Annotated in this window: 20 protein-coding genes; 12 read left to right on the top strand and 8 right to left on the bottom strand. The window is 63.7% G+C overall.

Annotation, left to right across the window (positions count from 1 at the left end; translation table 11 throughout):
- Nucleotide 1: 1 nt before the first annotated feature.
- Complete coding sequence (locus NZL82_RS17410) at nucleotides 2-859, bottom strand: endonuclease/exonuclease/phosphatase family protein (protein ID WP_261271014.1); 858 nt, start codon at nucleotides 857-859, stop codon at nucleotides 2-4.
- Nucleotides 860-1041: 182 nt separating this feature from the next.
- On the opposite strand from NZL82_RS17410, the gene NZL82_RS17405 reads away from it, so the two are divergent.
- A complete protein-coding gene (locus tag NZL82_RS17405) occupies nucleotides 1042-3150 on the top strand; it encodes a TonB-dependent siderophore receptor (RefSeq protein WP_261271013.1) in 2109 nt (702 codons plus the stop codon).
- A gap of 13 nt (nucleotides 3151-3163) precedes the next feature.
- On the opposite strand, the gene NZL82_RS17400 is transcribed toward NZL82_RS17405, so the two are convergent.
- Together NZL82_RS17400 and NZL82_RS17395 are read right to left on the bottom strand one after the other, a co-directional pair.
- Nucleotides 3164-3847, bottom strand: coding sequence for a Fe2+-dependent dioxygenase (locus NZL82_RS17400; protein ID WP_261271012.1), 684 nt, complete (start codon nucleotides 3845-3847; stop codon nucleotides 3164-3166).
- Nucleotides 3848-3865: 18 nt separating this feature from the next.
- The gene (locus NZL82_RS17395) at nucleotides 3866-6271 is read right to left on the bottom strand and encodes a TonB-dependent siderophore receptor (protein WP_261271011.1); all 2406 of its coding nucleotides are present in this window, start codon (nucleotides 6269-6271) and stop codon (nucleotides 3866-3868) included.
- A 27-nt stretch (nucleotides 6272-6298) separates the two neighbouring features.
- On the opposite strand from NZL82_RS17395, the gene NZL82_RS17390 reads away from it, so the two are divergent.
- The 4 genes from NZL82_RS17390 (at nucleotide 6299) to NZL82_RS17375 (ending at nucleotide 10359) form a co-directional block, all read left to right on the top strand.
- Nucleotides 6299-7804, top strand: coding sequence for an HD-GYP domain-containing protein (locus tag NZL82_RS17390; RefSeq protein WP_314732900.1), 1506 nt, complete (start codon nucleotides 6299-6301; stop codon nucleotides 7802-7804).
- A gap of 34 nt (nucleotides 7805-7838) precedes the next feature.
- Nucleotides 7839-8303: a GNAT family N-acetyltransferase gene (locus NZL82_RS17385; RefSeq protein ID WP_261271009.1), complete on the top strand. Its 465-nt coding sequence runs from the start codon at nucleotides 7839-7841 to the stop codon at nucleotides 8301-8303.
- A 77-nt stretch (nucleotides 8304-8380) separates the two neighbouring features.
- On the top strand, nucleotides 8381-10000 hold the full coding sequence (locus NZL82_RS17380) for an NAD(P)/FAD-dependent oxidoreductase (RefSeq protein WP_261271008.1): 1620 nt from the start codon (nucleotides 8381-8383) through the stop codon (nucleotides 9998-10000).
- On the top strand, nucleotides 9997-10359 hold the full coding sequence (locus tag NZL82_RS17375; protein ID WP_261271007.1) for a reverse transcriptase-like protein: 363 nt from the start codon (nucleotides 9997-9999) through the stop codon (nucleotides 10357-10359). The genes NZL82_RS17380 and NZL82_RS17375 overlap by 4 nt, the downstream gene beginning before the upstream one ends.
- A 93-nt stretch (nucleotides 10360-10452) precedes the next feature.
- Here NZL82_RS17375 and NZL82_RS17370 read toward each other — a convergent pair whose 3' ends face one another.
- The 3 genes from NZL82_RS17370 to NZL82_RS17360 all read right to left on the bottom strand — a co-directional run bounded on the left by NZL82_RS17370 (nucleotide 10453) and on the right by NZL82_RS17360 (nucleotide 13380).
- Complete coding sequence (locus NZL82_RS17370; protein WP_261271006.1) at nucleotides 10453-11814, bottom strand: chloride channel protein; 1362 nt, start codon at nucleotides 11812-11814, stop codon at nucleotides 10453-10455.
- A gap of 78 nt (nucleotides 11815-11892) precedes the next feature.
- Entirely contained in the window at nucleotides 11893-12588 is a 696-nt protein-coding gene (locus NZL82_RS17365) for an aspartate/glutamate racemase family protein (RefSeq protein ID WP_261271005.1), read from the bottom strand.
- 222 nt (nucleotides 12589-12810) lie between these two features.
- On the bottom strand, nucleotides 12811-13380 hold the full coding sequence (locus tag NZL82_RS17360) for a Dps family protein (protein WP_261271004.1): 570 nt from the start codon (nucleotides 13378-13380) through the stop codon (nucleotides 12811-12813).
- Between the two features lie 195 nt (nucleotides 13381-13575).
- Here NZL82_RS17360 and NZL82_RS17355 point away from each other — a divergent pair, with 195 nt between their 5' ends.
- Both NZL82_RS17355 and NZL82_RS17350 read left to right on the top strand, forming a co-directional pair.
- Complete coding sequence (locus NZL82_RS17355) at nucleotides 13576-14955, top strand: alpha/beta fold hydrolase (RefSeq protein WP_261271003.1); 1380 nt, start codon at nucleotides 13576-13578, stop codon at nucleotides 14953-14955.
- The gene (locus tag NZL82_RS17350; protein ID WP_261271002.1) at nucleotides 14952-16490 is read left to right on the top strand and encodes a GMC family oxidoreductase; all 1539 of its coding nucleotides are present in this window, start codon (nucleotides 14952-14954) and stop codon (nucleotides 16488-16490) included. Before NZL82_RS17355 ends, NZL82_RS17350 begins: the two co-directional genes overlap by 4 nt.
- A 19-nt stretch (nucleotides 16491-16509) precedes the next feature.
- Here the strand turns inward: NZL82_RS17350 and NZL82_RS17345 are convergent, their stop codons facing one another.
- A complete protein-coding gene (locus NZL82_RS17345; protein WP_261271001.1) occupies nucleotides 16510-18990 on the bottom strand; it encodes a glycoside hydrolase family 95 protein in 2481 nt (826 codons plus the stop codon).
- A gap of 567 nt (nucleotides 18991-19557) precedes the next feature.
- Between NZL82_RS17345 and NZL82_RS17340 the strand changes: the two genes are divergently transcribed.
- Nucleotides 19558-19725, top strand: a complete 168-nt coding sequence (locus tag NZL82_RS17340) for a hypothetical protein (protein WP_261271000.1) — start codon at nucleotides 19558-19560, stop codon at nucleotides 19723-19725.
- Here the strand turns inward: NZL82_RS17340 and NZL82_RS17335 are convergent.
- Nucleotides 19696-20349: a PAS domain-containing protein gene (locus NZL82_RS17335; RefSeq protein WP_261270999.1), complete on the bottom strand. Its 654-nt coding sequence runs from the start codon at nucleotides 20347-20349 to the stop codon at nucleotides 19696-19698. The genes NZL82_RS17340 and NZL82_RS17335 overlap by 30 nt on opposite strands.
- A 577-nt stretch (nucleotides 20350-20926) precedes the next feature.
- Between NZL82_RS17335 and NZL82_RS17330 the strand changes: the two genes are divergently transcribed.
- The 4 genes from NZL82_RS17330 (at nucleotide 20927) to NZL82_RS17315 (ending at nucleotide 26921) form a co-directional block, all read left to right on the top strand.
- Nucleotides 20927-22933: an AAA family ATPase gene (locus NZL82_RS17330; RefSeq protein WP_207588954.1), complete on the top strand. Its 2007-nt coding sequence runs from the start codon at nucleotides 20927-20929 to the stop codon at nucleotides 22931-22933.
- Between the two features lie 38 nt (nucleotides 22934-22971).
- Nucleotides 22972-24297, top strand: coding sequence for an SIR2 family protein (locus NZL82_RS17325; RefSeq protein ID WP_207588952.1), 1326 nt, complete (start codon nucleotides 22972-22974; stop codon nucleotides 24295-24297).
- On the top strand, nucleotides 24294-26489 hold the full coding sequence (locus NZL82_RS17320; protein WP_207588950.1) for an ATP-binding protein: 2196 nt from the start codon (nucleotides 24294-24296) through the stop codon (nucleotides 26487-26489). The genes NZL82_RS17325 and NZL82_RS17320 overlap by 4 nt, the downstream gene beginning before the upstream one ends.
- A 192-nt stretch (nucleotides 26490-26681) precedes the next feature.
- Nucleotides 26682-26921, top strand: a complete 240-nt coding sequence (locus NZL82_RS17315) for an antirestriction protein ArdA (protein ID WP_261270998.1) — start codon at nucleotides 26682-26684, stop codon at nucleotides 26919-26921.
- Nucleotides 26922-26997: the final 76 nt, after the last annotated feature.

Genomic DNA, 26997 nt, shown 5'->3' with positions numbered 1-26997 from the left:
GTTACCGGCCGCCGGGATCCGCGAAGGACAGGGTCGCGCGGACGGGGAAATGGTCAGAGGGATAGGTCGTGCCGCGATGCCAGCGATCGACGGCGATCGCCTCCGCCCGGAAGCCGCGCACGAAGAGATAATCGATCCGCCGGTCCGCCGTGCCGGTAAAGTCGTGGAAGGTCTTGTCCGGCCCTTCCCGCTTGGCCGCGCTGGTCCAGGCATCGGTCAGGGCGGCGGCCAGCGTCCGATAGGCCGCGCTTTCGGGACGCGCATTCATGTCGCCCGCCACGATGATCGGCATATCCCGTGCCAGCGCGGGCAGACGCGACAGGATCAGCCTGGCGGCGCGGTCGCGCGCCTCCGCATCCTCGTCGCGATGCGGCAAATGGGTGTCGAGGAACAGGAACTGGCGTCGCTCCGCGCCCTTGGTCTCGAACACCGCCCAATTCGCCATGCGTGGCAGGTCGGTGCCCCAGCTCTGACTGCCCACTCTGTCTGGCGTGTCGGACAGCCAGAAATCGCCATGCCGGATCAGGGTCAGACGGTCGGCCCGATAGAGGATCCCCATATGCTCATTATCATGCCCCCCGCGCCGGTCGCGCCCGAACCAGCGATAGCCGGGAAGCGCCCGCACGATGTCGTCGCCCTGCCGCTGAAGCAGTTCCTGCGTCCCGATCACGTCGGGCGCGGCGCGACGGAGCAGTTCGACCATGACAGGCCGCCGTACCGCCCAACGCTGCTCCCCTTCGTCCGAGGCATAGCGGACGTTGAACGTCATGACCTTGAGCGATTGGGCTCCGGCCGCCACCGGGGCGAGCAGCGCCGCCACCAGCGCCATGCCATTTCGTACACACCGCCACGCCTTCATGATCGCCATCCTTACGCAAATGGGGCCGCCCGCATCGGAAATGGCCATGGCCGCCCCTGGCAGCCTCACATGGCAGAGGCATGACATGACAGGCAATTCCAATCGGCCTATTTTAAGATTGCGAGTTATTATCACTATCGATACTGCGCCGCCGAAATCGATTGATTCGGGGGTTGTTGAACATGTCGAAGGCGATTTGGCGCGCCATGCTGCTGGCCGGGGCGACGCTTGCACAAGCGGCGCATGCGCAAGCCGTAAATGGTATCGGCCAGCCCGATAGGGATGAGCGGGTCGAGGATCGGGGCGACGTGGTCGTCATCGGCCTGCGCGACGCCAATGCCAGCATCACGGGCACCGACACGCCGCCGACACGCTATCCGCAATCGCTGCGCGTCATCGACCGGTCGCTGATCGATCGGGTGGGGGCGACCCGACTGGACGACACGATCGATCTGGCGGGCGGGGTCGCGCGGCAGAACGACTTTGGCGGACTGTGGGACAAATATTCGATCCGCGGCTTTGCCGGGAACGAGAATAGCGGCCCCGACATCCTCATCAATCGCTTCAACAGCAATCTCGGCTTCAACGCGCCGGTGGATGTCGCCACGGTCGAGCGGTTCGAGTTTTTGAAAGGCGCCGCCGCCGCGCTGTCGGGTTTGGGGGAACCGGGCGGATCGCTCAACATCGTCACCAAGACCCCGACCACCACTTTCCAAGGCGAAACCTCGCTCAGCTATGGCAGCTGGAACCGGGTGCGCGCGACCGGCGACATCAGCGGGCCCATCACCGACACCCTGTCCGCCCGGCTGATCGGCGTATCGGAGGAAGGCGACAGCTTCCGCAACTATGTCCATACCGACCGGCTGCTGCTCGCGCCGTCGCTGTCGTTCACGCCGATCGAGAGCCTGCGCTTTCTCTATCAGGCCGAATTCATGCGCAACCGCGCACCGGTCGACCGCGGCGTGGCGGCGATCAAGGGCGATGCGCGGGCGATGGACCGCGACACCTTCCTGGGCGAGCCCGCCGATGGCCGGATGACGCAGCGCATGTTGTGGCAGCAGGGCAGCGTCTTCGCCGCACTGTCCGACCGGGTCTCGCTGGAGGCCGGACTGTCCAGCCGTGACGGTTTCCTGAGCGGTTTCGCAACCCAGCCGGACTTCGGCGGGCGCGGGGTTCAGGCGAATGGGCGGACCATCGGTCGTTCGCGCCGGTTCCATGACTTCCGCTGGCAAGACCTGACCGCGCGCGCCGAGCTGACCGCCAAGCTCGACTGGCTGGGCATGTCGCACGATCTGCGCTTCGGCGTGGACCGGGTGCGGCACGGCATGGACTTCCGCATGGACCAGGCTCGCGGACGCCCTGGCGCGCCGATCCTGACCATCGACGCCTTCGATCCCGTCTATGGCCAGCCGCTGCCCGTGCCCGCCCCCTTCGCGCACCGCTACTCCTCGTTTCGCAGCGAGAGCGTCTATGCGCAGGACCTGATCCGCTTCGGCGCGTTCACCGCGTTGGTCGGCGCGCGGTGGAACAGCTTTCGCGAGACGATGACCAACTATCTGCGCGGCGATTTGCGACTCGACACGGTCGATCGCGGCATCACTCCGCGCGCCGCGCTGACCTGGGCGGCCAGCCCGCAATTCTCACTGTTCACCAGCTGGGGCCAGTCGCTGCGCCTCAACCCTTCGGACGGGATCAGCAGCTTCGACGCCGAGCGCAGCAATTCGACCGAGGTCGGCGCGAAATATGCCCTGTTCGGCGGCGCGCTGACCGGCCAGACCGCGCTGTTCACCATGACCAAGCGCAACGTGCTGAACCCCAATGCCACCGACGTCTTCACCAAGACCCAGATCGGCCGCCAGCGGTCGCGCGGGGTCGAGACGGTGGCCGATCTGCGGCTGGCCGGCGGGCTGACCGGCACGGCGACCTATACCTACACCGATGCCACGGTGCGCAACGACAAGAACGCCGCGCTGATCGGCACGACGCTGTCCAATGTCCCGAAGCATCTCGCCGCACTCGACTTGCATCAGCGGGTGGGTGTGGTGACGGTCGGCGGCGGCGTCACCCATGTCGGCGCGCGCAACGGCGATCCCTTTGCCAGCGGTTATCGCCTGCCCGGCTATACGATCGTGCGGGCCGATGCGACCTGGGCGGTCAACCCGCGCTTCGACGTGCGGCTCGACCTCGAGAATCTGTTCGACACCTATTACATCAGCAGCAGCTATGCCGATGTGTGGACGATGCCGGGTGCGCCCCGCAATGTCCGGGTGACGCTGCGCGGGCGGTTCTGACGCCGTCGGGCCGTCAGGCGTCGGCCCAGCGGCGTAGCAGATTGTGATAGACGCCGGTCAATTCGACCACCGAACGATCGCCCTGCCCCTTCTCGACCCCGACCCGCTGGATTGCGCGGTCGAGGTCGAACAGGATGCGCCGCTCGCCATCGTCGCGGACCATCGACTGGATCCATAGGAAGGATGCCACCCGCGTGCCGCGCGTCACCGGCTCGACCCGGTGGAGGCTGGAGGCCGGGTAGAGCACCGCGCTGCCCGCCGACAGCTTGACCCGCTGCTCGCCATACAGATCCTCGACCACCAGCTCGCCGCCATCATAGGCGTCGGGATCTTCCAGGAAGAGGGTCAGCGACAGGTCCGAACGCATCCGAAAGTCGCTACCCCGCTTCAGCCGGACGGCATTGTCGACATGGGTGTCGAAGGCCTGCCCCCCGGCATAGCGGTTGAACAGCGGCGGATAGACCTTGAGCGGCAAGGCGGCCGCCACGAACAGCGGCGAACGCCCCAGCGCGTCCAGGACTATCCGTCCCGCCTCGATCGCGGCCCCCGAATCCTCCGGCAACTGGTCGTTGCGCTTGGCCAGCGCCGCCTGCGGGCCGGAGGTCGCATTGCCGTCCGCCCAGGGGCCCGCGTCGATGACGGCGCGGAGCCCGGCGACTCCCGCCGGATCGAGAATGTCGGGAAGGACGATCAGCATGGGGTCAGCCTAGCCTGCTCAGAAATTGTAGAACAGGCTCAGCGTTGCCTGCCGCCGGTCGCCGGGCACCGCCCAGCCGCCGGTGACGATGCCGGTCGTCGCGTTCACATTGTTGCGCACGCCCGTCACATATTTCTCGTCGGTGAAGTTCTGGACGTTGAGCTGCAAGGTCCAGCGCTGCGCGAGGGTATAAGCCAGGAAGGCGCGGTGGATCAGATAATCGTCCACATGGAACTGGACCGGATTGGCCGCGACCGGCGCATTGGTCGCGAACGATCCCTGATAGGTCAGGCCATAGCCCAGCTCCAGACCGAAGGGCAGCTTGTAAGTGGTGAACAGGCTGCCCGAATGCTTGGGCGTCTGGAAGAGCTGGGTGCCCGCCTGAGGATCGACCACGCCCGCCGCCTTGTCGCGGTTGGAAATGCTTTGAAGCACCTTGCCGTCGAGATAGGTGTAGTTGGCGAAGATCGTCCATGCATGGGTGATCGCCCCCGACGCCCCCAGCGCGATGCCGTCCACCCGGCTGCGTCCGTCGAGCACCTGCAGATTGGCGGGCAGCGAGGGATCGTTGGAGGGGACGCGGTAATTGGTCCGCTCGTTGCGGAAGACGGCGGCGGTCAACTCCAGATGGCGGTCGAACAGCCCGGCCTTGATCCCCGCCTCGTAATTCTTGGCGATTTCGGGCGCGACGGCGCACGGATCGGCCGCCGTCGCGGTCGCGGGCACGCCGCACCCCAGACGAACGGTCGTGGACGAGGGCGACTTGGCATTGCCATAGCCCGCATAGACGCTGACATTCTCCACCGGGTGGAACACGGCCCCGACCCGCCAGGAAAAGAGCCGTTCGCTGCTCAGCTGGGGTCGAGCCTGGAGCGCGGTCAACTGGGTCGAGCCCGGCGGCACGACGGTCAGCGGCAGGGCGCGGAAATTCGCGTCCTGCGTTTCCCAGCGCACGCCACCGTTCACTTCGAAGAAGCGATTCAGCTCCAGCGTGTCGAAGGCATAGACGGCCAGGTTGCGCGTCTCGCTGCGCGACTGGCCGGTGATCGTGAAGTTGACCGGCCCGGTATAGTTGGTGTTCGGGTTGGCGATCGAAATCAGGGGCAAGGGTGATACCGCGCTGCCATTCGCATTGCGCAGCAGCGACCCCTGGGTGAGCCGGTAATTCTCGATCATGCCCGACAGGCCGACATTCAGGACATTGTGCAGGCCGCCCTTGGCCCCCGCCTCATGCCGAAGATCGGTCTGGTTGTAGAGCATCTGATTTTCCTGGTTCCGCACCAGCCCGCGCGGGCCGGAGGGCAGATAGAAACCAGCCGGGACGGTGGTGGGACAGGCCTGGCCGACCGTCGTTCCTGCCGCCGTCGTCACCGGCTGAAGCCCGGTCGAGGCCAGACAGAACGTCCCCTGCGGCGCGGAGGTGACGCTGTTCTGCTTCACCTGTTGCCAGCGGGTCAGGTTGCGCACGCTCAGGTGATCGTCGATCGCGTGGCGGAAGGTCGCGGTCAACCGATCGACGGTGATGTCCTGGTGGTCGAGATTGGCGATCCCGAAATAGGCGCTGCGGCTCGCGCCCGGCACGAAGCCGTCGATCATGCCGTTGTCGAAATAGGGCACGCCGTAGACCGGCGTGTTGCGATCCTCCTGATGGACATAGGCCAAGGTCAGGCTGGTCGGGCCATCCATGCCGATCGTAACCGAGGGCGCGATGCCCCAACGCTCCATCTTCTCGACATCGCGGCCCGGCACGTCGTTATGGTGATAGGCCCCGTTCAGCCGCACCGCGACCAGATCGGACACGCGCACATTGCTGTCGATCGCGCCGCGATAATAATTGTCGGTGCCGACCGAGCCCTGCATGATGGTCAGCGTCTCGCGCGTCGGCACCTTGGAGACGAGGTTGATCGTGCCGCCGACCGATCCCGATCCGTTGAAGACGCTGTTCGCGCCGTTATAGACCTCGACCTGTTGCAGGTTGAACGGGTCGGTGCGGCTATATTGGGCACTGTCGCGAACGCCGTCGATCGTGACGTCGTTGTTCGCCGAATAGCCGCGCAGATTGATCGAGTCGCCATAACCGCCGCCGCCTTCGCCTGCGCCGAAGGTGATGCCCGGAATCGTCTGGAGCACGTCGCGCAGCGTCTGGAGATTCTGCTTTCGGATGGTCTGTTCGCTGACCACGGTGATGGTCTGCGGCGTGTCGAGCAGCGGCGCGGTCGCCTTGGGGCTTTCCAGCGTCGCCGCGCCCGTAGCGCGCTGGCCGGTGACGACGACGATGTCGCGCTGGCCGGTCGAGTCCTGGCCACGCGCGGCCGAAGCATGGGCGCTCGACGGATCGGCACGACCGTCCGCTTCTGCGGCGGCGATATTCGGTGCGGTCGCCAGAAAGCCCACGCACGACAAGGCGATGAACGTTTGTGACATGGATATTCCCCTTCAGCGCGGCCGCTAATGAGAAACACTCTCATCGTCAATGCAATTGATAGCTATTCGCATAACCGCATGAATGGCGGCTCGGGTCGGCATCTGCCCAGCACCCCTCTTTCGACCTTTCGCCCCAACCATTGCCCATTTCGGACAGGATTCAGGTTTTCAGGCCGTTCAGAAAAAATCAGGCGGTTTGACGAAGGTGCTTCGGCAACCAAGTCTTCACAACCCTTTGGTACCTGTGGCTTCATGACAAAACGGCCACACAAGGTCCGATACGTCCGTATCGAAGGGGCACAGGTTGAGTTGGGAATGTATGTCCACACTCTTCACTGTTCGTGGCTAAACAGCCCATTTTGGCGAAAATCGTTCCTGCTAACCGACCCAGAGGATCGTGCGAAAATTCGGGATTCGGTGCCGCATGTCACGATCGATCTCACCAGAGGTCGCGGGCTGAAAGAACCCAAAGCCGGCAACATGGTCGGACGGATCGATCCGCCTGCTGTGGAAGCCTACACCTCCCCCGTTCCCACGAGCGCGCCGACCAAGGTTCGGCGGCGTAAGTCGCCAACGGAATGGGAATTGGTCGGCATCGTCGCCGAACGCGCGACCGCCGCCGTCAGCCGATTGTACGGCGAGGCGCGGCTCGGTAGGGTCATCTACGCCGCCGACCTGGTCCCGATCGTCGAGGAGATCGCGCAGACCATATCGAAGGGTAGCGTCGCCATGGTGGCGGTGACCCGACTGAGGGACAGGGATCATTATACCTATATCCACTCGGTCGCGGTCGCCACGTTGATGATGGGGCTGGCGCGGCATCTGCGCTGGAGCGAGGAGGATGTCCGCGTCGCGGGCATGGCGGGATTGCTGCACGACATCGGCAAGATGCAGGTTGCGGCGGGCATCGTCGAGAAACCTGGCCGCCTCGACCCCGAGGAGCTGGCCCAGATGCGCCAGCATCCCGGCATAGGCCACAGCATCCTGCTCGACATGGAGGGGCTCGACCCGCGCATCCTGGATGTGTGCCGCCATCATCATGAGCGGATCGATGGCGCGGGCTATCCCGACGGGTTGAAGGGCGATGAACTCAGCCCGCTCGTCCGGCTGTCAGCGGTATGCGACGTCTATGACGCGGTCACCTCGATCCGGCCCTATAAGCGCGCCTGGTCGCCGCATGAGGCGTTGGCGCAGATGCTCGAATGGGACGGCCATTTCGATATGGAGATGGTCCACGCCCTGATCGCCAGCCTGGGTATCCAGCCCCTGGGTGCGCTGGTGCGGCTGACCTCCAACCGGCTGGGCATCGTGGTGCGGGAAGGCGAAAGCCCGACAATGCCGGTCGTCCGCACCTTTTTCGACGTGCCGGAGCAAAGGATGCTGCCCGTCGAGGACGTCGCGACCGCGCATGACGCGATCCTTCGCGTCGAACGCGGGGAATATTGGTTCGGCACGCATTGGCCTGCACTTCAGGCGGAGATCATGGCACAGACCGAAATGCCGGAACCCCCGCATCACCGTCTTGCCGGATGATCCGGTCCCCCCTCATGACCGAAGACGCCCCGCCATGCTGATCCGCCCCGCCATCGAAACGGACGCCCCGGCGATGAGCCGGGTCCTGCTCGACATCATCGCGCAGACCGGCCGCATGCGTCCGCACGACCCGGACTTCGTCCTGTCCCATTATATCACCAACCGAGACAGCGTGCGGTGCAGCGTCGCGCTGGATGCGGATGGCGCGATCTTGGGCTTTCAGTCGCTGGTCCGCGCCGTCCCGCGCAACCGCTATGACGTTCCCGAGGGTTGGGGGATCATCGGCACGCACATCAGTCCGCACGCGCATCGCAAGGGCGTGGGCACCACTTTGTTCACCGCGACCAGACAGGCGGCGGTCGCGGCGGGCCTGCCCAAGATCGACGCCTATATCGGTGCCGACAATGCGATGGGCCTGCGCTATTATGAGGCAATGGGCTTTCGCACCTATCGCGAGGGCGACGGCATCGTCCAGAAACTGCTGACGCTCGGCGCCTGACGGGGCCCGCGCCGTTTCCTTGTCGCAATGGCGGCCCACAATGGCGGGACACGCGACAAATCTGTATGGCGCGGGGCATGATCCGCCTCAGCGAACTGAAACTGCCTCTCCACCATGCGGACGAGGCCCTGCCCGCCGCCATCTGTCGCCGGTTGCGCGTGACGCCGCGCGACCTGATCCGCTTCACCGTCGCCCGGCGCGGCCATGACGCGCGCGACAAGAACAATATCCAACTCGTCTATTCGGTCGACATCAACCTGAAGAACGAGGCCGCCGTGCTGGAGCGGTTCCGCCGCGACCGCGATGTGCAGCGGACGCCGGACACGCGCTATCACCTGCCCTCCGCCCCGCCGGCGGGTGCGCGGCGGCCCGTGGTGATCGGGGCCGGCCCCTGCGGCCTGTTCGCCGCGCTCATCCTGGCGCAGGCAGGCTATCGCCCGATCATCCTGGAGCGCGGCAAGGTGGTGCGTGAGCGGACCCAGGACACCTGGGGCCTGTGGCGGCGCAGCGTCCTCAACCCCGAATCCAACGTGCAATATGGCGAAGGGGGCGCAGGCACCTTTTCGGACGGCAAGCTCTATAGCCGGATCAAGGACCCACGCCATCTGAACCGCAAGGTGCTGACCGAGTTCGTCAAGGCGGGCGCGCCGCCCGAAATCCTGACCGAGGCGCACCCGCATATCGGCACCTTCCGCCTGGTGACGATGGTGGAGAGCATCCGCGCGACGATCGAGGAATTGGGCGGCGAGTACCGATTCTCCACCCGCGTCGACGGGCTGGACGTCGAGACCGACGGATCGGGCACGCGGCGGGTGCGCGGGCTTCACCTGAACGGCGGCGGCTATCTGGAGGCCGATCATGTCGTCCTCGCCATCGGGCATAGCGCGCGCGACAGCTTTGCAATGCTTCAGGCGGCCGGCGTCCATGTCGAGGCCAAGCCCTTTTCGATTGGCGTCCGTATCGAGCATCCGCAAGGCTGGATCGACCGGGCCCGCTTCGGACATCAGGCGGGGCATCCGATCCTGGGCGCGGCGGAATATCACATCTCGCACCACTGCCGGAACGGGCGCACCGTCTACAGCTTCTGCATGTGTCCGGGCGGCACGGTGGTCGCCGCGACCAGCGAAGAAGGGCGCGTGGCGACCAACGGCATGAGCCAATATTCGCGCAATGAGCGCAACGCCAATTCGGGCTTCGTCGTCGCCATCGATCCCGAACGCGACTATCCGGGCGACCCGCTGGCGGGCCTCACGCTACAACGCCATTGGGAGGAACGGGCGTTCGTCGCAGGCGGATCGAACTACAAGGCCCCGGCACAGCGGGTCGGCGACTTCCTGGCGGGGCGTCCCTCGACCAGCCTGGGGTCGGTCACCCCATCCTATCGCCCCGGCGTGACGCCGACCGACCTGTCCGAATGCCTGCCCGATTTCGTGGTCGAGGCGATGCGCGAGGCGATCCCGGCCTTTGGTCGCCAGATCGCGGGATATGATCATCCCGATGTGGTGATGACCGGCGTCGAAACCCGCACCTCCTCGCCGGTCCGCTTCACGCGTGGCGAGGACGGACAAAGCCTGAACACCCCGGGCCTGTTCCCGGCGGGCGAGGGCGCGGGCTATGCGGGGGGCATCCTGTCGGCGGCGGTCGACGGCATCAAGACGGCGGAGGCGGTCGCACGCAGCATCGCGGCGGGGGCGTGAAGATCTTCTTCGACGGCGGCCACCGCCCCTCCGGCATGGAATGGGCGGTGGTGCTGGGCGGACATGCCTATGTCGAGCGAGTGCCGGGGCCGGGGTCGGCGATGGAGGCCGAATGGCTGGCGCTGATCGCCGCCACCCGCCTGGCGCATGAGCGGGGCATCGCCGATGCAATCCTGCTCGGTGATGCGCTGGCCGTCATCGCACAGGCGAATGGCACGGTGCGCGTGCCGCCACTCTGTCGCCCCTATCGGGATCGCTGGTCCGCCCTGCCCCGCCCGCCGGGTCGGTTCCGCCTGCGCCACGTCAAGCGGACGCAGAATCTGGCGGGGATCGCGCTGGCCCGATTGCAATCGACTTAGGTCGGACGTCACGAACAAGGCAAACCGGCTATCCATGCCGAACGACGGGCTGAATTATCGGCCGGTATTCAGCAAGACGAAATGGCGTCGAACCTACCCGGCATGTTGGTCTTTCTGGACATCCCTCGCCTGCTCCGCCGGCCGTATCGCAAAGGTGCGGGACAGGCCGTGGTACAGCTTTTCGCGGCACACCAACTGGCTGACCCCATCGGCGATGAAGGCGGTGGCGAACATAGGGAGCATCAGGCCACGGCTGGCGGTCGTTTCCGACAGGATGATGACGGCGGTCAGCGGCGCGCGGACCACGCCCGCGAAATAGCCCACCATGCCCAGGATCACGATGGCCGAGGCGGGGGAATCGGGAAAGACCGAGCGCAGCAGATTGCCCACGCCCGCCCCGACCGCCAGCGACGGCGCGAAGATACCACCCGGCAGGCCCGCCACCGCCGTGGCCAGCGTGGCGAGGAACTTGGCCGGGCCGAACCACAAGGGCGCATCGACCCCGACGATCATCGCTCGCGCCGCGCCATAGCCGGTGCCCCAGGTCAGCCCGGTGCCCACGCCCAAGCCCGCGACGATAGCCCCGCACAGCGCGGCGAACAGGATCGGCCGCTGCTTGCTCCACATAGTGACGCGGTTGGTGCCCGTCGCCATCATCAGCATCAATCGGGCGAAGCCGCCGCCAGCCAGTCCGCCGACGATGCCCGCCAGCGGGGCGGCCACCAGCGCGGTGACGATCGGCATATGCGCACCGATCAGCCCGAAATAGACGTAATCGCCCTGCACCGACTGCGCGATCATCCCGGCGATGGCGATGGCGGCGATCACCAGCAAGGTCACCTTTTGCTCATAAGCGGAGGCCAGTTCCTCGATCGCGAATAGCAGGCCTGCCAGCGGGGTATTGAACGCCGCCGCCACGCCCGCCGCGCCGCCCGCGATCAGCACCGCGCCGCGAAGCGGAACGCCCAGGATACGATGGGTCAGGCCCATGATCGCGGCGGCGATCTGAACCGTCGGCCCTTCGCGCCCGACCGACGCGCCGCCCAGAACCGCCGCCAGCGTCAGGCCTGCCTTGCCGATGACCGTTCGCATCGACACCAGCCCCTGGGTCGCATGGTCGGGATCGGCCTGCGCCGCCATCACCTGCGGAATGCCCGATCCGCGTGCCAGCGGCACGAAGCGCCGCGTGATCCAGACCAGGGCCGCGAACAGGAGCGGGGTCACGACCAGCGGCGCCCAATGCCAGCGCGCGGCGAAATGGCCGAAAATCTCCCCCGCCAGGTCGGCGGCCTGGGCAAAGGCGCTGGCGGCCAGGCCCACCGCGACCGCGCCGATCAGGATGGCCAGCCGTGTGCGAAACCGAACCGACTTCGGCCCCTGCGCCCGCAACAGCGCGCGGTAACGGGCGGGCGTCCATTTCCGGGCGCCGACATTGTCCGATCGGGGGTCTGCCATGCGCCCATCCCTACACCCGGACCGCCAGGAAAAACCAGCCGAAGCACGGCCGCTTTCCCGCACACGAACGATGGCGCTTCAGTCGGCCAGGGCGATCTCGACCGCGGCGGCGGCGTGGAGTGCGGTCGTATCGAACAGCGGCACGCCGCTGTCGTCCGGGCGGACCAGCAACATGATCTCGGTACAGCCCAGAATCACCGCCTCCGCACCCGCCGCGACCAACCGGGCGATGACCGCACGATAGGCTTCGCGTGATGCGGCGGTCACCTGCCCCGCGACCAGTTCCTCATAGATCACCCGGTGCACCTCCGCCCGGTCCTCCGCACCGGGCACGATCACGTTCAGGCCATGCCGTTCCGCCAGACGCCCCTTGTAGAAGTCATGCTCCATGGTGAAGGCGGTGCCGAGCAGCCCGACCGTCCGAATGCCCGCCGCACGGATGCGCTCCGCCGTCGGATCGGCGATATGGAGAAGCGGGATCGCCACCGCCTGCTGCACCGCGGCCGCCATCCGATGCATGGTATTGGTACAGATCAGCAGCAGTTCGGCACCGCCCGCCTGCAGCCGCCGTGCGGCGTCCACCATACGCGCGGTCAGCGCCTCCCAGTCGCCGTGATGCTGCAACGCCTCGATCTCGGCGAAGTTGAACGACCATAACAGGCAGGACGCCGACGCCGTGGGGCCCAGCCGGTCGCGAACGCCCTCGTTGAGGATGCGGTAATATTCCGCCGAGCTTTCCCAGCTCATTCCCCCGATCAAGCCGATCGTCCGCATTCCGTCGTCTCCCGTCCGCCCATCTCTGCTTATCGCATCAGGGGATCAGACGGGAGCCCGGCGATAGGAGCGAAGTTCGCTCCATCGAAAACATGGTTTGCTTTGGCGCAGGATCAGCACCGGGCAAGGATAACCCACCAGACCCGGCGCTGCGCCCTATTCGTACCTGAACCGCTTCAGACAGGCGAGGAATGGTCAAGCTTCCCCGCCAAATCTTCCGGATCAATCCGCGCGTTGCAGCGCGGTGGCGGCCAGATGCTCGCCGATGAACCAGACCTGCGGCTCGTTGGAGCGGATGATGTCGCTGACCAACAGGTCGTTGGTGCCGTCATCGCCCGACTCGTCGGCGACCTTGGCGCCTTCATGCGCCTCTTCCAGCACGATCTTGTGCGCTTCCAGCAGGCGGGCGAGCATGGTCGGCACATCTTCGCGACCACGCGGCGGGCGTGCGATCTTCGTCATCTCGGCCACGTCGTGCGGCGTCGCGATACTGATCCCGCCCAGCGACTGGATACGCTCCGCCACCATGTCGACCAGTTCGGCCTGCTTCTCATAATGGGTGTCGAGCAGCAGATGGAGTTGATAGAAGGTGGCGCCCGACATCTGCCAGTGATGCTTCTTGTACAGGTCGCGCAACATCATCGTGTCGGCTAGCACCTGATTGAGGATCGACACGCTCTGCTTGCGGGCATTGTCCGACAGCCCGAGCGGCAAGTCTTTCAGCGTGTTGAATGCCTGGATTTCGCGATATTCGATCTTGTATTGCGGCTGCGCTTGGTCGGTATCGGCCATGACGTCACTCCTATGATGGATGCAGTTCGTGCCGAAGCGCTTTTCGGGCGGACAGGGTTCCATGAAATTATCGACGGAAAAGCGGGAACCAAATCATCCCACTTATAATCCAAATTAATTTTTGATCGTCGGTCGGGACGGGGAACGGTCCCGCTTTTGTAACGTCCAGCATGGGATTTACTCGGGCGAGACGATATGACCCAACCGACATTGGTTTTTCTTCATGCGCTGGGCGCTAGCGGGCGCGAATGGGATCGGGTGCGTGAGCGGCTTGCCCCCATGCCCGGCATCGCGCTCGACCTGCCCGGTTTCGGTGAGCATGCGGACCAAGGCTATGCGGATGTCACCGCCATGGCGGACGGGTTGGCCGATGAAATCCGCAAGCGGCGACTGACCGCCTGCCTGTTGGTCGGCCACAGCATGGGTGGCAAGATCGCCACCCTCGTCGCGGCGCGCGCTGTCGCGGGCGAGGCCGGGCTGGCAGGCGTGGTCGGCGTGGTGCTGGTCGCGGCCTCCCCACCCTCGCCCGAACCGATGGAAGAGGATCGCCGCGCGCCGATGATCGGCTGGGTCGAAAATGGCCCGATCCGCCGGGAGGATGCCGAGACCTTTGTCGACGCCAATACGGCCGCGCCGCTGCCCGAACCTTTGCGCGACAAGGCGATAGAGGATGTGCGTCGCTCCAGCCGCGAGGCGTGGCTGGGCTGGCTGGAGCGCGGCAGCCGCGAGGATTGGCGCGCGACGGCCGGTCGGATCTCCATTCCCGCGCTCATCGTCGCCGGGGCGGAAGACGGCGATCTGGGGGAGGACGCCCAGCGCCGCCTGAACCTGCCGCATTATCGCCATGCCGACATCCGCGTCGTCAAAGGCGCCGCGCACCTCATCCCCTATGAACAGCCCGACGCGCTGGCCGATCTGATCGCCGAGCATGCCGCCTCGGTCGCCGCCGCGATCCTGCCCGCCGGGTTCGTGCACGTCCTCGATTCCAACCGGGTCAGCCGCCGAACCCGCGCGGCAATGCTGGAGCGGACACGTCCGGCGGAGCGGCCGGAAACCGGCTGGTCGGACCATCAATGCGCGCTTGTCGCCACGCTGATCGCGCATATCCTGCCCGACCGGGGCGCCGATCATGATCTGGCGCGCCATATCGAAGCCGCCATCGTCGCAGGGCCCGGCGATGGCTGGCGTTTTGCCGACCTTCCCCCCGATCCGATCGCCTGGACGCGCGGATTGGCGACGCTGGACGCCCTGACGGGCGGCTTCGCCTTGCTGGAAAGGTCGGTGCAGGCCGACTGGCTGACGCAGATGGCGGCGGGCGGGGCGGGTATCGCCGGTGACGACGCCTGCCTGTCCCCCGAGCAGATGGCGCTGTGGTTCACCGATGTCCGTGCCGAGATCGTCCGCCAGTGGATCGCATCGCCGTCCGCCATGGCCGCCATCGGCTATGACGGCTTCGCGGTCGGTGGCGATGGCCCGCGCAAACAGGGTTATGCCCTCACCGCCGCCAATGATCGCGAGGCGTGGCAGCACAGGGCAGAGAGTGCAACGGAAATCGGGATGGGGATCGGCGCATGAGCCGCCCTCCCTATGACGGCCGGGATGTGGTCGACGCCGTGGTCATCGGCACCGGCGCGGGCGGGGCACCGCTGCTGGCGCGGCTGGCGAAGGCGGGACTGTCGGTCGTGGCGCTGGAGGCCGGGCGCGCCTTTCGTCCCAACGACCATGTCGCCGACGAAGTGGCCGCCGACATTTATTGGATGGAGGAACGGCTGAGCGGCGGTGCGGACCCCACCGCGTTCGGATCGAACAATTCGGGCATGGGCGTCGGCGGATCGACGCTGCATTGGGGCGCTTTCTGTCCACGGCCCGACCCGCGCGACCTGATGCTGAAGACGTTGACCGGCCAGGGCGCGGACTGGCCCATCCCCCATGCCGAGCTGACCGCCTATATCGAGGAGGTCGAGGATTTCACCGGCGTCTCCGGGCCCGCTCATTATCCTTGGGACGACACGCGCCGCTATGCCTATCCCCCCGTGGCACGCAACGCATCGGCCGATGCGATGGCGCGGGGCTGCGCGGCGCTGGGCATCACTGCGACCGACGCGCCCGCCGCACTGGTTTCCCGCGACCGCGACCAGCCGCATTGGGGGCAGCGTCAGGCGTGCGTGAACTGCGGCACCTGTCACCAGGGATGTCGGAATGCGTCCAAGACCAGCATGGATACCAGTTACCTCCCCTATGCCGTGGCGCACGGGGCGGAGGTCCGGTCCGAATGCCGTGTCCTCTCCCTCGATCGCGACCATGCCGGGCGGATCGATGCCGTGATCTATCACCAGGCGGGCGAGGAACGCCGCCAGCGATGCCGCGCTGTATTCCTGTGTGCGGGCGGCGTGGAAACGCCGCGCCTGCTGCTCAATCTCGATCTCGCCAATTCCAGTGGGCAGGTGGGGCGCAACTTCATGGCGCATGTCGCCACCCAGGTCTGGGGTCGGTTCGACGACGATATGCGGATGAACCGGGGCTATCCGTCTTCGCTGATTACCGAGGACATGATGCGTCCCGCCGAAGCGGGATGTGCCGGTGGGTATCTGATCCAGAGCCTGGGCGTTTTGCCGGTCAACCTCGCGACAGGGCTGGCGCGCGGGGCGGGGCTCTGGGGGGAGCGGCTACAGCATCTGCTCTACGGCTATAACCGCATGGCCGGGATCGGCATCAACGGCGAATGCCTCCCCCATGACGACAATCGCCTGACCCTGTCGGATGAGCGGGATGGCTTCGGTCATCGCAAGGCACGGATCGACTTCAGCTATCATGACAATGAACGGGCGATCGATGCGCATTCCCGCCGGACGATGACCGCGATCTGGGCGGCGGCGGGGGCGCAGGACATTTTCGCGGTCGATCGTTCGGCGCACACCATCGGCACATGCCGCATGGGGGAGAAGGGCGACGAAGCGGTCGTCGATGCCGATGGGCGCAGCTTCGACATTCCCAACCTGCTGATCTGCGACAATTCGATCTTCCCCAGCGCGCTGGCCGCCAACCCTGCGCTGACCATCATGGCCCTGTCGTTGCGCACTGCGGATCGCTTTCTGGCATCGGGGCAATAGCTGCGGCGTGACGTGACGCTCAGGCGGCACCGATGATCAGCGTGATCCGATCCCCCGCCCGTGCCGTGAAGCGCAGGCCGTCCGCCTCGCTACGCGTCGCGACGGCCACCCCGCCCCGGGTCGCGGCACGCAGGCGACGACCGGCGGGCAGGCGCACCCGAAACTCTCCGCCGTGCGCGGACAGCAGGTCCGCCTGCTCCAGCATCCCCGCCGCCCAGCGCTGATCGACGGTCACCCCGCCCCGCGCGCGCAAGCCACGGACGCTTCCGTCCCGCCAGGCCGGGGGCAGTGCGGGCAACAGCGCGATCGCGCCGTCATGGCTTTGCAACAGCATCTCGGCGATGGCGGCGGTGATACCGAAATTGCCGTCGATTTGGAAGATCGGCCCCTTGTTCGACGGGTGGGTGTCGAACAGATTGTCGAGCGTACTTCCCTTGAAAAAGGCGTCGATCGACCCGCCGGAGCGGCCCGCATCCCCCATCCGCGCCCAGATGCAGGTCGCCCAGGCGCGGCTCCAGCCCGTTTGCGCCCCGCCATTGTCCTCGCGACGCTGCATCGAGGTCGCCACCGCCCTGGCCCATTGCGGCGTGTGGCGGGGCGTGAACTCATCGCCGGGATAAAGCGGATAGAGGTGCGAGATATGGCGATGGCCAGGCTCGGCCTCGGCGAATTCGTGCGACCATTCGAGCAACTGCCCCTGGCTGCCGATCCGATAGGGCTCCAGCCGCCTGACCAGCCCGCGTAGTCGGGCCGCGAAGGCCGCGTCGGTGTTCAACAAATCGGCGGTCGCGATGCAATTGGCGAACAGCTCGCGGGTCAAAGCCAGGTCCATCGTGCAACCCGCGCTGATCGACGCCTTCTTGCCGTCGGGGGCCAGAAACTCATTCTCGGGCGAGATGGACGGCGCGGTGGTCAACCGACCGCTCGCCGGATCGGCGACCAGCCAGGCGGCGCAGAACTCGGCAGCGCCACGCATCAGCGGCCAGGCCCGTTCCCGCAAGAAGGTCAGGTCGCCACCGAAACGATAATGCTGCCACAGATGCTGCATCAGCCATGGCCCACCCATCGGCCAATTGGCCCAGACCGGCGTCGCATCGCCCTCGCCGACCGGGTTCGCCATCGCCCAGATGTCGCTGTTATGGTGCAGGCACCAGCCGGGCATGCCGTAATAGCTTTGCGCGACGCGGCGACCGCGCACCGCGACATGCTCGATCCAGTCGAACAGCGCGCCATGGCAATCGGCGAGATTGGCGACCTCGGCGGGCCAATAGTTCATCTCGGTATTGATGTTGGTAGTGTGATTGCTGCTCCAGGGCGGCCGCACCTCGGCATTCCAGATGCCCTGAAGGTTGGCGGGCTGGGTGCCGGGGCGCGAGCTGGCGATCAACAGGTATCGGCCGAAATGGAACAGCAGCGCGGCCAGCCCCGGATCGCTGACCCGCTCATTTGCCGCGCGGCGCTGTGCGGTGGTGCCCTCCGCCTCGCCCGCCAGCCGAAGCTCGGCACGGCGATAAAGCGCGCGATGGTCCGCGACATGCGCCGCGCGAAGGGCGGCATAGCTCTTGCCCCGCGCTGCCGCCAGGGCGGCGACCGCCTTCGCCTCGATGGTCGCGATCGGCAGGTCGGGTGGCTGGTCGAAACGGCGAAAGCCGGTGGCGGCGGCGATGCGGATCTCGACGCTGCGCGCGCCGCGCACCGCGATGGTCTCGCCCGATGGGCTGGCACGCCCGCCCTCCGTCGCGATTTCGGCCAACGCCGCGAACATCATGCCGCGTCCGGCCGCATCGTCATACCGGATCGGATCGGCCACTTGCTGGTAATTGGGCGCGGCATAGGCCGGGGCCTTGCCATGCAGGATCAACCGATGGCCCTCGGCCCGCGCTGATCCGCGCAACAGGGTGGACAGCGACAGGTCCGCATCGATCGTCCCACCCTCCGCCGTCAGCCGCACGACGACCAGTTGCGCGGGATGCGACACGAACACCTCGCGCCTGTGGCGCGTCCGGCCGGCGGTATAGGCGACACCGATCACCGCCTGGTCGAGGTCGAGCTCGCGCCGATACTCGTTCACCGCCCCGCCCCCCGGCAGCGCGATCACCAGATCACCGAGCGGCGCATAGCTGTTGGAATAGGGGCCTTGCAGCCGCTTCGCCCGTTCGTCGGCGGCGTGATAATCGCCCGCCAGCGTGGCTTGGCGAACGCCCGGCAGCGCGGCCTGGCCCTCGGAACTGGTGTCGGGAGTCGGATAGCCCGACCACAAGCTGTCCTCGTTCAGCGACACGATCTCGCGATCCGTCCCGCCGCGGACCATCGCGCCCAGCCGTCCGTTACCGACCGGAAGACCCTCCACCCAGCGAGTCGCGGGGGCATCGAACCACAGGCGATGCGAGTCGTCGGCGGCCACTGGCTGCGCGAGCAACGGCAGGTTGCCGAGCCCACCCGCGGCAGCCGCAAACGCCCCTGCCCCCAGCACGCCCCGCCGCGTCAGATCGGTCGACATCCCGCCCCCTCAATCGCCTGTATGAGATTCACTGTTCGTCGATGACGGTGACCCATTTAACGCCATGAAGAAAGAACGAATTTTTGTCATGTCTCAGGCGACAGATGCATCATGAGCAGGCGGCCAACGGCCATGATCGGGGACCCGATCATCGTTCGGCATTTCACCGGGGATCATCGGGCGGCTCGCCGTCCCCTGTTTCAATCTGGCCTTGCCTTCTGTTAATGACAGATGTTCAAAAGGACCCTATTGGGGCCGAGTCGGGCGCAACTCCCTAACGGCGTTCGACCGCAGGGCCTGCTTCTTCTCCCAACTGGCAGGCCCTGCATTCTCCTATTGCTCCGCAACCGATACCGAATGGAACGAAGCCTGCCGCAAGGCCGTCGTGATGCCAGGTCGCGCCGTTCGGATTCATCGATCACCCCCGGGCGGCGCGGCTCGCAAAGAATGGCGCCCGGTCCGAAGCGTTTCGCGGCGGATGGTTGGCGGCTTGCCAAATTTCCCATTTACGCCGCGATTCCATCGGCTAAACTTTCGAAGGAAACCCATTGATGATGGAGCCAGCCAATGCGGACCTCTCCTGACCAAGCGCGGCTGGCGCAGATAGAGGCGCTGCTTCAAGAGGCTCTGGCGCTCTTGGATGAGCAAGGCCTGTCGGTCGCTGCCGCGCATCTCGACGGGGTCATCCAGATGGTCGAGGCCGCGTCAGTCGGAAACGGGCACATCATACGCTGAGGCGAGCATCCGCTCCATCTTCGATATGCCAAGATGGGTGAATTGCACGTTCCGGCCCATCTTCGAGCCGGGTTCGAGCACACCCTGATCGGTCAGGTGGTTCACCCACCGCGTGACGATATGGGGCGGCAATTTGCTTTCGGCGGAAATCTCCGGACTGCCAACGATGCGCCCTTCCGCCTCCGCCAGATAGATGCAGTTCAGAATATCGCCGAGCGGGCTGATCGCGACATCGACGCCGAATTCCTCCCGTCGCACTTCGCGCAACCGACGCACGCGCAGCGCCATTTCCCATAAGCGCGCCGGGGGAAGTTCACGCCCGACCTCGTTCCAGAACAAGGTGCTGACCAGCCGATCGGGATTGTCGAAGCGCGAGACGTAGAGATTGGCCGCGATCAACGAGCCATCGGGCCGGATATAGCGCTTCTGCAACCGCACCGGGGCCGCCCGCTTGATCAGCGACGCGAGCATCGCGCCACTGCGATCGAGATCGTCAGGGTGGGTTATATCCTTGTAGGACATACCCAATATCTCGTCCTCGCGGCGCCCGACAAGGTCCAGAAAGCCCCTGTCCGCCTCCAGAATGAAGCCGTCGATCGTAGAGACACAATGCGCCGTCGGCATATCAAGAAGGTCCCCGCATCGCTGCAGATGACATGCCGAATTTTTCTGCGTCAATGATCCAGGTCAGTAACCGGCGCGTTTCCTTACGATGACGTGGCGGCAGGACGATCGGCTAGGAAATTGACCGACCATGCGCCGGTCGAAAGTCGGTCGCCGACAACCGGACCCGCGCGAAATGCGTGTCGCCGGGAGATGTGGAAGCCAGGGTTCGAAAACGCTGAAATATCAAAAAGCTAATGACTTGAGCAAAATTTGGCGGGCCGAAGCCGAAGAAACAGAGAACTACACCTACGCTATAGCCCTCCCAAATGACCCGTGAGGCTTTGGTTGATTGTGTTCCGCGCCCCTTGCTCCCCCCGTTTCACTTTCGGTCACTGTACTTGAGGATCACTTGTGGCTTTTAGCTGATAATTGAGGAACGCCCCAACGCCCTTTAGTGCACGGACGCTATGCCACAGCCAGTCCGAGGGATGCGGTCATGCTCCAGCAGCTTCGTTGCTGGTCTTGATGACACATACTGTATTGAGAGAGGCTCATGAACCGCCTATCCTCGTGCTTCAAGGGGGGGGGGTGTCGAATGCAGCTCAAGTCTTTTCGCGTAAGGAATTTTCGATCCATCAACGATAGCGGTGAAGTTGATGTTTCTCGTATCACGGCGTTACTAGGTCGAAACGAGAGCGGCAAGTCGAACGTCTTGCGGGCGCTTCATAGTCTAAACCCAGCAGACGGCTTCAAGGCGCTCAATCCCATCAAGGATTTTCCGAGACATCGGAAGCTTTCAGAATGTAACGACCACACCCCGGTTGTAGACTCCACATGGCAATTGAGCGAGTACGAACAGCGACGCCTAGCTGAGATTTGGCCGGCCGCTGAAGGTGTGTCTGAGGTCACTGTTGGCCGTCGATATGGCGACAAGCGGTATGTTGGCATCGACGCCCCGGAAACCCCTTTCGACCTCGCTGCGATTAAAGCCGAAGCGCGTAAGATTGACGCGGCGGTCAAGGCAAAAGCCTCGAAGTTGACGGGCGAAGCAAAGGCCGAGTTGGAGCGGGCTTCAGACGCATTCGTGGTTGCCATCGGTGCCGGAGTGACTGCCGCGAAATGGGCTGCAACGGCGACCTCGGCGCTTGCCGCGCTTCGGCAGGCGCTTGCAGCAGCGGACATCGAACTTACAGACGCCCAAGACCAAAAAATTGTGTCCTTGGAAGAGATGGCCGAAGCCATCCCGGGAAGCGAAGAAGCACACTCGAAGGCGCGCGGTTGGATTATCGAACGCTTGCCAAAGTTCATGTATCTTGAAGACTACCCCGAAATACGAGGTCATCAAGATATTGCTCGCTTCCTCAAGCGTAAAAATGAAGGGCAGCAGACAGCCGCCGACGTAAATTTTGAAAAGCTTTGTAAGGTTGCCGGGCTTAGCCCTGAAAAGCTCAACGAACTGTCGCAAAGCGATGACCAAGAAACACGTGGGCAATTAGCCAACCGTGCTGGTGCCGTCGTCACGACCGCCATTCGCAAGCGGTGGAAGGACCGCGAACTGAAGGTACGCTTCAACCTCGACGCACACCATTTCGACACGCTGATTTCCGATCCTAACAGTACGTATGACGTTGAAGTGAACCTTGATGAAAGAAGCCGTGGCTTCCAATGGTTTTTCGCGTTCTATGTCGTGTTCGCGGCAGATACCGAAGACGGCGAAGCCGATGGCGCGATTTTGCTGTTGGACGAACCGGGTCTCTATCTCCACGCGCGGTCGCAAGGTGATTTGCTTCGACACCTCGAAGACGATTTCACCAACCAAATCGTCTATACGACACACTCACCGTTCATGGTCCCAACGCACCAATTGGATTGGGTACGAACGGTCAATATTGCCGAAGAAGAAGGCACGACCGTTTCCAACGACCCGAACGGTGACGCCCGCACCCTGTTTCCGTTGCAAGCCGCGCTTGGATACGACCTTGCCCAAAGCCTGTTTATCGGGCCGAACAACCTGGTTGTTGAAGGCGTCACCGACTTTTGGATTCTTTCGGCGGTTTCGGCATATCTGAATGAGCAAGGAAAAGTTGGCCTCGATGACCGGTTGACCATAACGCCAGCCGGCGGCGCGCAAAAAGTTCACTACATGGTAGCGCTGCTAACGTCTGAACAACTGAACGTGCTTGTCCTATTCGATGACGAAAAGGACGCCAAGGCAACGCGCGACGATTTGGTGAAAGGCAAGCTTATCCGGTCGGATAACATCGTTTTCGTAAGCGAAGCATTCGAAGCTCCCCCCACTGAAGCCGACATTGAAGATATACTGGACTCGGCTGTTTACGAAGCACTTGTGCACGAAGCCTACGCCAAGGAACTGAAGGGCAAAACGTTGGAATTGAATGCCCGCATTCCTCGCATAGCCCGCCGCTTCGAGGCGGCGTTTGATGCACTTACTATTGCGTTTCACAAAACACGGCCAACGCGGCTGTTCCTACAAAAAATGGCCAGCGACCCGTCGTCGGTTTTGCCCGCCGCAAGTGAAGGCCGGTTCGAGCGCCTATTCAAGGCAACTAATGCTGCTCTTGAAAAACACCTTTCAGGGTGATCGAGCCTCAGGGCGTGTAGGGTGTGTTCGGGGGAAATATGAATCTTGATGATAAGCATGCGTATCGCGTTGGGAGCCATTCCGAGTCATGGAGCGATCTACCTGCGGATGACGATACGCTAGATAAATTCATCGCGTCAGCGCGAAAGCGGATCGAGCCTTGGCTATCCGCTGTTTTTCAAGCCGAACACTTGAATCTTTTGATAGGTAGCGGCTTCACGACCGCCGTGGGATATATGGCCGGAGCCAATGCTACAGGCATGGGCAAGGTTGTGTTCGGGAGCGAGTTCGACAAGCAGATCGACGACTTCGCTGCGAACGAGGCGGCACGCATGGGGCGTGGTGCGGCCAATATCGAGGATCAGTTCCGGGCAGCCCTTTCGGTTTATGAGGGGTTGAAGATCATTGATATGGCTAAAGCCGCCACCCTTAAATCCGCGATGGATGTACAGCTCCGTGGTTTCCTTGAATCACTTCTCAAAACTGAAGCCGGTCTGATCAGCGGCGATCCGGCAAAGCGAGTCATTGCAGAAGGGGCAGTTCAGTCGTTCCTACTCAGCTTCGCCAGTCGCGCGGCTTCGCGCGAGAGGCTGCATGTCTTCACTACGAACTACGACAGGTTGATTGAGCACGGTTGCGACCTCGCCGGGCTTCGTATTATCGACCGTTTTGTTGGAGCGCTCACGCCTGTTTTCCGGTCAACCCGCGTCGAGGTTGATGTGCATTACAACCCGCCGGGCATTCGCGGGGAACCACGCTTCATGGAAGGCGTCATCCGCCTGACCAAACTTCATGGTTCTCTCGACTGGCTATTCAGCACGACAGATCGGAAGATTTTGCGGAAGGGAATACCCTTCGGTGCCCCCACCGATCACACCGATCTGCCCAAAAAGCCGGTCGATACGGTGATGATCTATCCGAACCCGGCGAAGGATGTCGAAACGACACAGTATCCGTACGCAGAGCTGTTTCGTGATTTTGCCGCCGCAACGTGCAGGCCCAATGCGGTTGTCGTCACTTACGGCTATGGCTTCGGGGACGATCACATCAACCGCGTGTTGCTCGACATGCTGACGATCCCATCAACCCATCTCGTGGTGCTCGCTTACTCGGCGGATGACCGCTTGAAAGGCTTTCTTTCACGGACTCGCGAGGCGCAGGTATCGCTGTTAATCGGTCCCCATTTCGGTGACCTCACAACGTTGATCGAAAACTACCTCCCGAAACCAACGCTTGATTACATCACCGGGCGCATGACCGAACTATTGAAGCACCGCCCGCCAGAGCATCCGTCCGCACCAGACGCTGCTGCTGCGACTACCGATGAGTTCGGCGAATTGTTAGGCGGCGGAACAACAGCATGACCACGCCCATAGAGTCCATTGCTGGCTTGGTTATCGGCGCGGTTGAGTCTGTTTCGCCTGATGAAATCCGCATCCTGCTCGAATTGGATGCACCGCAGGCAACGGCGCTGAACACAGGAACACCTGCCGCATTTCCTCGCCTCAATGGCTATGTCCTTATTCCTAACGAGGCCGGCGCGACGGTCGCCTACATATCATGGATCGGGATAGAGCGGTCGCCCTATCCCAAACGGTCGGGCTTGAAAGATTTCGGTCTGATCGACCTTCCGTTTCCACTGCGAAAGATGTGCGTCTCGCCTGTCGGCACACTCACGTCTCGGCGGGACCGAGCATCGAAGCAGACAGTGTATGAACTGTCGCGCGGCGTAGCCGCGTTTCCGTCAGTGGGCGATCAGGTACTCATGCCGACACCTGAACAGGTCGAGGCTATCGTTGGTGCGAAGGAGTCGGATCGGCGTGTCCGTATCGGGACTTCGGCCCTTGCATCGAGCGCCGAGATCAAGGTCGATCCCGACAAGCTATTCGGCAGACATCTCGCCGTGCTCGGCAATACGGGCAGTGGCAAGTCCTGTACGGTTGCCGGACTGATCCGCTGGTCGCTCGACGCAGGAGCAAAAGCGATGAGTGACGCGGGCCGAAAAGGCCATCCGAACGCGCGCTTCATCGTTCTAGATCCCAATGGCGAATATGCCAAAGCCTTTGCGGATCGAGGAGATCAACTCCGTCTGTTCCGAGTCCCACCAGTCGTTGGAACTGAAAGAGAGCTGGATGTTCCGGCATGGCTTTGGAGCGGCCATGAATGGACTGCCGTTGCCCATGCCCAGCCGGGTGCGCAACGTCCGCTTCTGTTGCGCGGGATACGAGAACTGAAGAGCGGCCATCATGAAGATGTACCGCGAGAAGCCACCATCAAGCGGCATCTGCTTGTTTCAAGTGGTCGCATTACCGCCATGCTCAATATGGGAAGCACCGCCTTCGCCGGAGCGGTCGGCCCCCGGTTTGATTGCGCGCGCTTGCTGGGCGGCATCGCCGAGGATTCCGCTCATTTTGCAGCATCGGTCGATGACCCAGCGACGACGCTATTGCAAACGCTTTCTGCCACAATCACTGAAATTGTTGACTCCCGGCGGTCGGGATTGACCTATTTTAACGACTTCTTGGTCGGCGATCTTGAATCGGCCCGTGACGCCATCGCTGTTGTTACAGATGCCCTACCGGATATTGTCGGCGCGGCCGCCGCAATCAGTGAAGACGCTCCAGTTCCATTCGATGTCACACTGCTTGCCGAACATCTGGATCATCTGGCTGCCGAGCAAGGCGGAAATTTCGCGGCGTTTATTAGCACGCTTGGCCTTCGTATTCGCAGCATGCTCGCGGATCAACGGCTTGGAAGCGTCATTGGAAAGGTACCGCCAACCAGCTTCGAGGAATGGCTAAAAAGTTATATCGGTGATGACGGCGCACGCAATGGCCCGCTAGCTGTCGTCGACCTTTCCTTGGTCCCCTCCGAGGTCGTTCACGTCGTTGTGGCCGTGCTGGCCCGGGTGATTTTTGAATCTCTGCAACGCTATCGGCGGCTCAATGCAGAGGGGCTATCACTGCCCACAGTCCTCGTGCTGGAAGAAGCTCACACCTTCATTCGACGCGGTAAGGACGACGAAGGCCCGGCGTCCAGTCCTAACCAGCTCTGCCGGGAAATTTTCGAGCGCATTGCCCGCGAGGGACGCAAATTCGGCTTAGGTCTGGTGCTGTCGTCGCAGCGACCATCAGAGCTTTCGCCGACCGTTTTGGCTCAGTGCAACACCTTCATTCTCCATCGTATAGTCAACGATTCCGACCAAAACCTTGTCGCGCGTCTTGTACCAGACAACGTGGGTGGGTTGCTGCGCGATCTGCCCAGCTTGCCATCAAAACAGGCGATCCTGTTGGGATGGGCGACGCCTATTCCCGTACTGGTCGAGATCGACGAGTTGGCAAAGGAGCATCAGCCTCAATCCGCCGACCCTGATTTTTGGGATGTTTGGACAGGTGCCAACAAGCGCGAAGTTGATTGGCATCGGATCGCCCGGCACTGGACAGCCCCTATCGCAGTTGACGCTCAAAGCACGGAACCGCCAACGGCATCTAGCGAGGGTGCGGTTCCCATGAACAATTCCACTTCTCCCGATCTGGATGACGAAATTCCTTTCTGAGGATTGAGACTTAGGGCTCTGCCCTCCGCGCACTTCAAGAGGCTTCCGCCCAGCTTCCTACGCGCGTGCCGCGCTCCGTGCAGCCGGTTCCCCGCGAAGCCTCCTTCCGTTTGCACACCCGGTCTCGGCGACGGCCAGAAGGTCAGGCGCGGCGTTCCGCTTCGCTGACCTTCCGACCCGAGGATCAGAGAAATGACCAACGTATCCGACAGCACCCCCCGCATCTATGTCGCCTGCCTTGCCGCCTACAATAACGGCTATTTGCATGGCACTTGGATCGACGCGGATCAGGACGCGGACCAGATCAGGGACGAGATTGCCGCGATGCTTGCCCGTTCCCCCGTCGAGGACGCGGAGGAATACGCCATTCACGACTATGAGGTAAGCGTGGCCGGTAGACCGTCTTGCTATTGGGCGCGGCTTTTCTGGTAGGCGAGTTTGCCGGCGTGTCGGCGGATGGCGATGGCGGCGACAGCGCGGCGGATGAAGCGTTCGTCGATGTCGTCGG

Source organism: Sphingomonas sp. LC-1, from assembly GCF_025371035.1.
GTDB lineage: Bacteria > Pseudomonadota > Alphaproteobacteria > Sphingomonadales > Sphingomonadaceae > Sphingomonas > Sphingomonas sanguinis_E.
Note: the sequence above shows the minus strand (reverse complement) of the source record. Positions and strands in the feature narration are given on the sequence as shown.

Excerpts from the sequence above, each read along its gene's own strand:
- NZL82_RS17410 (WP_261271014.1), bottom strand. The coding sequence starts at position 859 with ATGAAGGCGTGGCGGTGTGTACGAAATGGCATGGCGCTGGTGGCGGCG.
- NZL82_RS17405 (WP_261271013.1), top strand. The coding sequence starts at position 1,042 with ATGTCGAAGGCGATTTGGCGCGCCATGCTGCTGGCCGGGGCGACGCTT.
- NZL82_RS17400 (WP_261271012.1), bottom strand. The coding sequence starts at position 3,847 with ATGCTGATCGTCCTTCCCGACATTCTCGATCCGGCGGGAGTCGCCGGG.
- NZL82_RS17395 (WP_261271011.1), bottom strand. The coding sequence starts at position 6,271 with ATGTCACAAACGTTCATCGCCTTGTCGTGCGTGGGCTTTCTGGCGACC.
- NZL82_RS17390 (WP_314732900.1), top strand. The coding sequence starts at position 6,299 with ATGAGAAACACTCTCATCGTCAATGCAATTGATAGCTATTCGCATAAC.
- NZL82_RS17385 (WP_261271009.1), top strand. The coding sequence starts at position 7,839 with ATGCTGATCCGCCCCGCCATCGAAACGGACGCCCCGGCGATGAGCCGG.
- NZL82_RS17380 (WP_261271008.1), top strand. The coding sequence starts at position 8,381 with ATGATCCGCCTCAGCGAACTGAAACTGCCTCTCCACCATGCGGACGAG.
- NZL82_RS17370 (WP_261271006.1), bottom strand. The coding sequence starts at position 11,814 with ATGGCAGACCCCCGATCGGACAATGTCGGCGCCCGGAAATGGACGCCC.
- NZL82_RS17365 (WP_261271005.1), bottom strand. The coding sequence starts at position 12,588 with ATGCGGACGATCGGCTTGATCGGGGGAATGAGCTGGGAAAGCTCGGCG.
- NZL82_RS17360 (WP_261271004.1), bottom strand. The coding sequence starts at position 13,380 with ATGGCCGATACCGACCAAGCGCAGCCGCAATACAAGATCGAATATCGC.
- NZL82_RS17355 (WP_261271003.1), top strand. The coding sequence starts at position 13,576 with ATGACCCAACCGACATTGGTTTTTCTTCATGCGCTGGGCGCTAGCGGG.
- NZL82_RS17350 (WP_261271002.1), top strand. The coding sequence starts at position 14,952 with ATGAGCCGCCCTCCCTATGACGGCCGGGATGTGGTCGACGCCGTGGTC.
- NZL82_RS17345 (WP_261271001.1), bottom strand. The coding sequence starts at position 18,990 with ATGTCGACCGATCTGACGCGGCGGGGCGTGCTGGGGGCAGGGGCGTTT.
- NZL82_RS17340 (WP_261271000.1), top strand. The coding sequence starts at position 19,558 with ATGCGGACCTCTCCTGACCAAGCGCGGCTGGCGCAGATAGAGGCGCTG.
- NZL82_RS17335 (WP_261270999.1), bottom strand. The coding sequence starts at position 20,349 with ATGCCGACGGCGCATTGTGTCTCTACGATCGACGGCTTCATTCTGGAG.
- NZL82_RS17330 (WP_207588954.1), top strand. The coding sequence starts at position 20,927 with ATGCAGCTCAAGTCTTTTCGCGTAAGGAATTTTCGATCCATCAACGAT.
- NZL82_RS17325 (WP_207588952.1), top strand. The coding sequence starts at position 22,972 with ATGAATCTTGATGATAAGCATGCGTATCGCGTTGGGAGCCATTCCGAG.
- NZL82_RS17320 (WP_207588950.1), top strand. The coding sequence starts at position 24,294 with ATGACCACGCCCATAGAGTCCATTGCTGGCTTGGTTATCGGCGCGGTT.
- NZL82_RS17315 (WP_261270998.1), top strand. The coding sequence starts at position 26,682 with ATGACCAACGTATCCGACAGCACCCCCCGCATCTATGTCGCCTGCCTT.